This is a genomic window from Streptococcus sp. HMSC070B10 (genome assembly GCF_001808665.1).
Lineage (GTDB): Bacteria > Bacillota > Bacilli > Lactobacillales > Streptococcaceae > Streptococcus.
In genome coordinates this window covers 1-8,838 of the sequence record NZ_KV794151.1, presented here as the reverse complement: position 1 = coordinate 8,838, position 8,838 = coordinate 1, and the positions used below count along the sequence as shown (strand labels likewise).

Below are 8,838 nucleotides of genomic sequence, written 5' to 3'. Positions count from 1 at the left end.
CGATTCATTTTTTATCTTCTACCAATCTATACAACTAGAATGGTATTAGGCGCACAGACTAGTCCTCTTTGCGTTTTGCAGTTAATAAAGCTGCTGACAAGGCCAAGGTAACACCTGCCAAGAAAATAGCTGTTTCTGACTGTTTTTCACCAGTTTCTGGCAATCTCTTGTCTTCCTTGGCAACTTGAACTGGTGCTTCTGGAGTCTGAGATTTTTCTAACGAACTTAGTTTAAACTCTGGTTTTTCTACTGTCGGTGCTGGTTGATTACCTACTGTAGCTAGAACACCACGGTACTCTGGAAGTTTATGTTCTAGAGCCATTACAGCATTAACACCACCCTTAAATTCAGGTTTCTCAACGCTTGGTGCCGCTTGTTCTCCTACAGTAGCAAGAGTTCCTGCGTATTCTGGAACTTCGTTTACTGCTGCTTCTACAAAGTTAGCACCGCCTTTGAATTCTGGAACTTCATTGACTGCTGCTTCTACAAAGTTAGCACCACCTTTGAATTCTGGAACTTCATTGACTGGAGCTGGCTCCTCGCCTTTACTACTTGAAATAGATGCTTTCACTCCAACTTCAATAATACGATCCTGGGCCTTTCTTTCTTCAGAATGAACAAGAGTTCTATTAGTTCCCAAAACTTGAATATAGTCAACTTTTTCTCCAGCTTGTCCTTCAGAAACAATACGACGTTGACCTTGAGCAAGTTCAGGGTTTTCACGAATAACTTCTTTGAATGGAAGCGGAGTCTTTTCAATTTCCAAACTTGGAGTTTCTGCTACTAAGTTCTTAACGCCTTCTGTCGGTGTTGTTTGGAAGGTAGACTTAAAGTATAAACGATATTCTTTCACCAGATTTCCATCTTTGGAAACAAGACGGACCAGTGTTGGAAGATTTGTATTTCCATGATCCACTACCGTGACTACTCCATGTCCACTAGTTGTCGCAGTGACTTTTGGTTTAGTTCCCATTGTTGTTAGGGTGTACTCTGTCACATTTGGATCAAAGTTTTCCAATGCTTTTCCATCGATTGAAATAGTCGCTGATGGTGTTTCGACTTCTGCTCCCTTGCCTGCAGAGTAGGCTGTAAATTCGACTACTGCTAGCCCGTTAGTAGTAGACTTACGAGTCATTCGAGCACGAATAGCTGTCGTTTGAATCGGATCAAAGTTAAACTCGATTGGTTTCCCAGCTACTAATTCTCCAGAAGCTTTGTAAGGAATTGGAGCCCAATTTTCTGCCTTGTTGAATGGATGGTCAGCATTTTCTTCATAACGAGAAATCGTACTTGGTTCTGTAAAGGCAGGGCCAATATATCTTTCTAAAACCATTTTCTCTGGGGCATCTGTTCCACTATCTTTAAAGAACTGAATGGCAACTTTTCCAATAGCTTGTGAGGCAATTTTACCGTCCTTCTTAAAGAGTAGTCCGACAGAAGTTTCTTCATTTTTTGGAGTACGAGACCAGTTTGTCCAACGTCCATCTTCATTGTATTTTCCATCATTGATATAGAAAATTCGATCATGTGAAGCTGCTTGTGTATCGTTCGTTGTTGAAGCAAAGGCTTTAGAATCTTTGTCATTGTTGCTTGGATTTTCTGAGATGACTTGATTTCCTTTAGCTACAACTGTCACCTGCATTTTAGTGGTTAGATTTGTACCAATGACATGACCAGTAATTTCAAATGTTCCCTCATGCTCTGTCGCATGTTCAGGAATAGCATCCCACTTCACTGCAAGTTTAGCTGTAGTCCAAGTAGTTGAAGTTGGGTAATAAACAGTGACTTCTGAAGGAAGTTGAAGATTGTCTCCAACGTTCAAGGTTTTAGCACTATTTTCTGCAGCAAGAGGTTGACTAGTTTCTCTCTCATCATTGCGGAAGATTCGATATTCTTTCAATACCGTACCATCTTCTGCTTTTAAGATGAGACGTGTCGCACCTTTTGGACTTGTTGCTGGAACAAGAGTAACCAAACCATTGTTGCTAGCTGTTGCAGTAATTTCCTTGCTAGATTGAGGAATATAATAATCTGTTTTCGATGGATTAAAGTGTTCAAAATCCTTGCCATCTACTTTGATAGAAATATCTGAACTTGTTTCACTTAAGACCTTGTTTCCAAGGACAGTTAGCTCTGTCAGACCAACTCCTGCAGTTCCTTCAGCCTTTTTCATTCGAAGACGAACAGCATAGGTTTCTACCTTGTCAAAGGTAAAGTGATTGGTTTGAGTTGCAGATAGCTGGCTTGGAGCATGTAAGTTTTCAACTGCCTTCCAGTTGGCTGGATTATTAAATGGATGATTAGTATCACGCTGAGCATTGCTGACATCACTTGGTAAATCTGGAATTTCTTTACCTACATAATATTCAACTACATATTCTTTTGGAAGACCAATTGCTCCATCAGTATAGAAATCAACCGACAAATTGTTGACAAAACGTTTCGTCAAGTCTCCTGAATTACCAAACAAGATAGAAGCCCAGTCATTATCAGTATTTGTTCTCCAAGTAGTCCATCTATTTTTAGCATCTGTTGGCGTTCTTGACACAGCCAGGTCGTTCAAGGTATTAGCTGAATCATCTCCTCCTGTATTGGACACAATGGCAGCTGGCAATTGCGAACCTGTCCATTGTTTAGAGATATTATTTCCAGCAACAACTTGACTAGACACTCGAACATGAGCTTTAGTTGTAAGATTGCTACCTACTAAACGACCATTGATTTCATAGACCCCTTCAGTTTGACTAAAGTTGGCTGGAACCTGTTCCCAAACCACATCTTTGTAGATAGTTGTTCCGTTAGAATGGTAAGCACGAACATTAGCTGGCAATTGAACTGTCTCACCCTTAGGAAGAGTAAGGCTGATTTCCTCTGCAACTTGCAATCCTTCAACCGTTACATTCGCTTGAGCTTCAATATCTGTGCCTTCCACATGTCCTTTAAGCGTAAAGCTATGATAGTGCGCCAACTCTTTTTCATCTACCTTATCCCAAGTTACAGATACTTTGCGTGGCAAGCCTTTATCAAATTCTGCTCCAACTTCTTTAGGTAGATTCGGTTGCTGATTAATGTCTGTAGAAACAAATACAGGATGAAGTTTCACAATCTTCTTGCTGACTTTATTTTCTTTAATCACTACTTCAGTAGTTACAGATTCTGTTTTCTCTGTTTGATTATCGATTCGAGGTGTCAAAGTCACTCTTCCCTTAGTATAGAGCAACAAGTTCTGTCCATTCACCTCAAGATGCCCACCATCAGATGATTTAGCTTCTAAGTGAATATCTGATGCTGAAAATTCTGTTTGTGAACCATCCTCATAACGACCAATGACATGATAGGTTAAGACTTGATCTTCAGTAGCAGTTTCTTTTCCTTCCACAACTACTTCCAAACGTTTCAAAGCAGGAGCTTCCTTCACAAACTGAATTAAGTAAGTTTGAACCAAGTCACCCTTTTGGTCACTCAAGAAGACAGAAGCCTGATAGCCATTATCAGCAGAAGCTTGCTGAACAGTTACTTGATATCCGGTAGTCTGAGCTCCAACACTTGGAATGGTTGCAGTGTAAGGAAGGGATACACGGTAATAAGTCTTGCCAGACTCGAAGTTCTCAAGAGTTTTATCCCCTACAGTAAGTCCTGTAATGCTACTTGTTGTTTCCTTACTGCTTGCGATAAAGGTTGCAGTCACTTCACGGTCGTCATCTACCAATTTACCAGTAGCTTCCGTACGTCCACCTTCTTTTGTCAAAGCAGCAGGATCTTTCAAAGTCCAAGAAACAACATCAGTATCAATCAAGCTACCATCTGTCAGAACAGCTGTGACCGTTTTATCCAAATCAGCCGCATTCGTTCCAACTGGGACTGTAGCAACTTTTGGTAACCATCTATCTAAGGCAATCACTTTTACAAGTGCCTCAGCTTTGGTTTCCAAACCTTCTACACGTCCAGATACTTTTTTCTCACCTGCACTTGTAAGCAAGTCAGATGGCACGTCCCATGTTACAGTCTTTTCCTCAACACTACCGTCACTATAAATAGCTGTTACTGTTTGAGGTAATTCAGGATTTGTCGTCACATCAGTTGTTGCTTTTACAGGAGCAAAAGCTACAAAGTGACGATTTTCTTTCTTACCAGACACAGTTGCGACCGTTGCGCTATCAGATGTCAAACCAGCAGAATCTGCATAAAGAGTAAATTTACCTTCTTTTTCTGTTGATTTTACAATGACAACCCCTTTACCATTGAAAGCACGTCTTTGCCATGTTCCATCTGCTTGAGCTTTGTAGCGCTCACGGCTAGCTTGTTCTCCATTATCCACACCAACAATTTGTCCCTGACCATGAAGATTGAAATGAACAAGATTATTCGCTGTCGGAACCACATTCCCATCGCCATCAACAATTTCGTAATGGATGTAGGATAGGTCTTTCCCATCTGCAGTGATAACATGCTCTTCTTTAGTCAGACGAACTCTTGCTGGTTCCCCTGCAGTTGTCACACTATCACGCGCAATTTCGTTGCCATTTTCATCTCGAGCAATCGCAGTCAGTGTGCCGGGTTGGTATTTCACAAGCCACTCAAGATACAATTCACTTGGTTTAGCCCCTTCATGATAAGGACGTCCATCTTCTGTCCTTTTCTTCGTATATTCCTTTTTACCAAGCGACTGTCCATTTAAGAACAATTCGACACTTGCAGCATTTGAGAAGGTACGAACTGGAACCTTTCCATCGACTAGCATCTTGCGATCCTTAAGTGTCTCTTCAGTCCAGTTCCAATGTGGTAAAATGCGAACAGTTGGCTTTTCTTTAGCACTATACCATTCACTACGGTAAAGGTAAAAATCATTCTTCGGTAAACCAGCCGTATCGATGATACCAAAGTAAGAGCTCTTCACAGGTGTATTATCTTGGTTATGCCATGGAGTTGGTTCTCCAATATAATCAATACCTGTCCAGATAAATTGTCCAGCATAGCCAGCACGATCACGGTCAAAAGTCCATGACTCAGTAGCTGTTCTTCCCCACCCAACACGGTCATTACCATAATCAGATTGTTCATAGTGACGATTTGGACGGTTATCGTGTCCAAGGATTTGAGCAGGATTGTAATAAGAATCACGCGTTCTAGTAGCTGAAGAGGTTTCAGAACCATAAATGAGCCAGTCTGGATGCGCTCTACGAACCGCATCATAAAAACGTTCACCATAGTTCATACCGACAGCATCCATGATTTCTGCGAGTTTCAAGAAATCACCTGTCGCTGCACGACTAAATTTATTTTCACCCATAGTGACATAACGTTCAGTATCAATTGCCTTGATAATAGTCTTCAGACGTTTAGCAGTTTCGATAGAGCGAGGACTACCATTTGCCTCTTCTACCTCATTTCCAAGAGACCACATTACGATAGACGGATTGTTCTTATCCCGTTCTACCATTGTTCTGAGATCAAAATCAGACCACTTCTCACCCTTCTTAGCTTCAGGATGGGTTGCATCTTGATCAAAGAAACGTCCATAGTCATAAGTCTTCTTACCACCATACCAGGTATCAAAAGCTTCCTCTTGAACCAAAAGACCTAAACTTGCTGCAGCATCAAGTAACTGAGGACTAGCTGGATTGTGGGTTGTTCGAATAGAGTTAACCCCCATATCTTTCAGGAGTTTTAATTTACGATAGGTAGCCTTATAATTTTCTTCTGCACCCAAAGCTCCATTGTCATGGTGAATACTTACTCCGTGGAATTTCATACGTTCACCATTCAGAGAGAAACCATCCTTAGCAGTCCAATTAAAATAGCGGTAACCAAATGTATCTTCTGTTACATCAACTAGTTGACCTTCTTTATAAACCTTTGTTTTCAAAACATACAGTTGAGGATGATAACTTTTTGTCGTCCAAAGAGTTGGTTTATTAACTAGGATTGTTTGTCTGAAATCTGCAACTTCATTTTCTGCTAAATTCTTCGTTTCAGAGCGCACTAATTCTGAAACAACCTTACCTTCCTTAGTGAAAATTTGTTGTTCCACAAAGACTTTAGCAGCCTTCTTATCCGTATTTTTAATCTTACTTTGAACCTGTGTTTCAACATTCCCTTCTTTTTGCTCAGCAAGTTTTGGAGTAGTGATATGATTACCATTTTCGGCAACATGGACTTTATCACGATAACTAAGAGTTACATCACGATAAATCCCACTTCCTGAATACCAACGACTACTTGGTTGCTTATTGGTCACTTGAACAGTAATTGAATTTTCACTACCATCCTTGTTTAAAAATTCTGTGATATCATATGAAAAATGATTATAGCCACTTGGATAATGTCCTACAAATTTACCATTTACATAGACCTTTGAATCCATGTAAACCCCATCAAAATTGATACGAACATCCTTATTCTTGTCTGCTTCATTTAATGTGAAAGTCTTACGATACCAAGCTGTTCCACCATTTAACTGGCCACCTTCATTACGCGCGGGAGACTTATGGTCGAAATCAAAATAAATGCTCCAATCATGTGGAAGATTCAATTTAGACCAATCATGAACATCCACATCTTTTTTTGAAAAATCTCCTTGGGCATTTAGTTTAAAATACCAATCTTTATTAAAATCTTGTTTTCGCTCCGATAATAGTTGTTTTTCCTTTTCAACTTCAGCTTTGTTTGACTCTCCAGATAGTGCTTGCGATTTTTCAGAAGAAGGTTTGATCTCTGTGTCTGCTTTCACTTGGTCCTTTTCAGAAGTTTTTTTAGAATCCTCTTTCAGTTCTGTTCCAGATGTTGATGCAGATTCAACAGGCTTTGGATTTGCCTCTTCAGATTTCTGTTTGTCCTCAGCCTTGGTTCCTTCTTCTACTTTATTTGGAGTTTCCACTTTAGGGCTAGCCAATTCATGACTACCATCGTTAGCAGGTCTAGTAGTTTCTGTATCCTTAGTCACTTTATCTTCTGTCGACTCAGCTTTGGGTTTTACAAACTCACGCCCACCATTCTCATCAGCCTTTGCGATAGCAGCTGCCACATCATCGGGAAGCTTATCTAAAGGCTGAGCTTGATGAACAGTTGTTTCTCCTGTTTGAGTATTGGATGAAGCCACCTCCTCAGCTTGTACAGCTGAAATTCCAAATATACTAGCCCCAATCATTACAGATGCCGCACCTATTGCAAATTTACGAATGCTATAATGACAACGTTTATCAAAAAGTCTTTTGTTCATTAAAATCCTCATTTCTTTTTCTTGATACAAAGTAAGCGCTTACTTTATTTTAAAAAACGACCTCCTTCTGAATACACAAACACGTACCAAGTTCGATAATATATTTTATATATTAAATATATCAAAACACACCTGAAATTGCAATCATTTTCCATCAATTTAACCTAATAAAATGGTATGCAAGATAAGTTCATTCAAAAGAAATAGGTGCAATGAAAGTAGCTTTCTATTCTAGACTCTTTCCAATACAAATTTCATTCTATTAATAGCATTTTCATACTTCAAATTTATAGTTTATGGACTCATATCATTTTAGACTGCATTACATAAAAAGAAGGTAAAACATTATTCTACCTTCTTTTTTCCTATTTTCTATCCAATGTCCGAAGTGCTGCTTGATAAGTTTGCTCCATCAGCATGGTAATGGTCATAGGACCTACACCTCCAGGAACTGGTGTGATGTGGCTAGCAAGTGGGGCAACTGCCTCATAATCAACATCACCACATAGCTTCCCATTTTCATCGCGATTCATCCCAACATCAATGACAACTGCTCCAGGTTTAACAAAGTCAGCAGTCACAAACTTGGCACGACCGATTGCAACCACCAGAATATCTGCTTTAGCAGCCACCTTGGCAAGATTATGAGTCCGTGAGTGAGTCAAAGTCACTGTAGCATTCTTTGCCAAAAGAAGCTGGGCCATGGGTTTTCCGACGATATTGGAACGACCGATGACGACCGCATTTTTACCTTCCAAGTCAATCCCATATTCATGGAACATTTCCATAATCCCTGCAGGTGTCGAAGGAATCATGACTGGATGACCTGACCAAAGACGCCCCATGTTTAGCGGATGAAAACCATCGACATCCTTTTCTGGGTCAATGGCTAATAAAACCGCCTCTTCATCAATATGTTTTGGCAATGGTAACTGGACTAATATCCCGTGCCATTCTGAATGTTGATTGTATTTGGCAATCAAGTCTAACAATTCCTCTTGGGTAATGGTTTCTGGAACTCGGACTACTTCACTACGAAAACCAGCTGCAAGGGCAGAACGTTCCTTATTTCGAACGTAGACTTGGCTGGCAGGGTTGTCCCCAACCAAAATCACCACCAAACCAGGTACTAAACCTGTTTCTTCCTTTAATCTTGCAGTCTTTTCAGCCAGCTGTCCTTGTAACTTAGCTGCTAGAGCCTTCCCATCAATAATCTGTGTCATATCACTTCTCTTTTCTTTCAAATATCTTCCATTATACCAAAAACTGTTAGTCCCCTCTAACACTTCTTTCCTAGGCAATCCTATAGTTTCAAACTATAAGAAAAAGGAGCGGATATTCCATCCAACTCCTTATTCTTATTAGAAAATCTAATTAGATTTAATCTTCTTTTTTCTTACGAGCAAGAAGTCCAAATCCTCCTAGTGCTCCAAGAAGTCCGAGCGATGCTAGACTAGCGTTAGCTTCTGTACCTGTGTTAGGCAACTCTTTTTGACCTTCAACATATTTAGGTGTTTCTTGTTTAGAAGGTTTAGAAGGTTGAGCTGGTTTAGCAGGTTTTTCTACTTCCCTAGGATTTGGAACATAGTTAATTACTGTATCTTGACTTGGATCTGTTG

General features: G+C 40.0%; 3 protein-coding genes. All 3 read right to left on the bottom strand.

Annotated features, from left to right (window positions below; all coding sequences use genetic code 11):
- Nucleotides 1-58: 58 nt before the first annotated feature.
- Nucleotides 59-7,219: an SIALI-17 repeat-containing surface protein gene (locus HMPREF2613_RS01570; protein WP_070478493.1), complete on the bottom strand. Its 7,161-nt coding sequence runs from the start codon at nt 7,217-7,219 to the stop codon at nt 59-61.
- Between the two features lie 365 nt (nt 7,220-7,584).
- The gene (locus HMPREF2613_RS01565; protein ID WP_042750844.1) at nt 7,585-8,442 is read right to left on the bottom strand and encodes a bifunctional methylenetetrahydrofolate dehydrogenase/methenyltetrahydrofolate cyclohydrolase; all 858 of its coding nucleotides are present in this window, start codon (nt 8,440-8,442) and stop codon (nt 7,585-7,587) included.
- A 157-nt stretch (nt 8,443-8,599) separates the two neighbouring features.
- Nucleotides 8,600-8,838: LPXTG cell wall anchor domain-containing protein (locus HMPREF2613_RS01560; RefSeq protein WP_142350500.1), on the bottom strand; the 239-nt coding region annotated here is incomplete at its 5' end.

Coding starts and splice junctions, on each gene's coding strand:
- HMPREF2613_RS01565 (WP_042750844.1), bottom strand. CDS start 8,442: ATGACACAGATTATTGATGGGAAGGCTCTAGCAGCTAAGTTACAAGGA.
- HMPREF2613_RS01570 (WP_070478493.1), bottom strand. CDS start 7,219: ATGAACAAAAGACTTTTTGATAAACGTTGTCATTATAGCATTCGTAAA.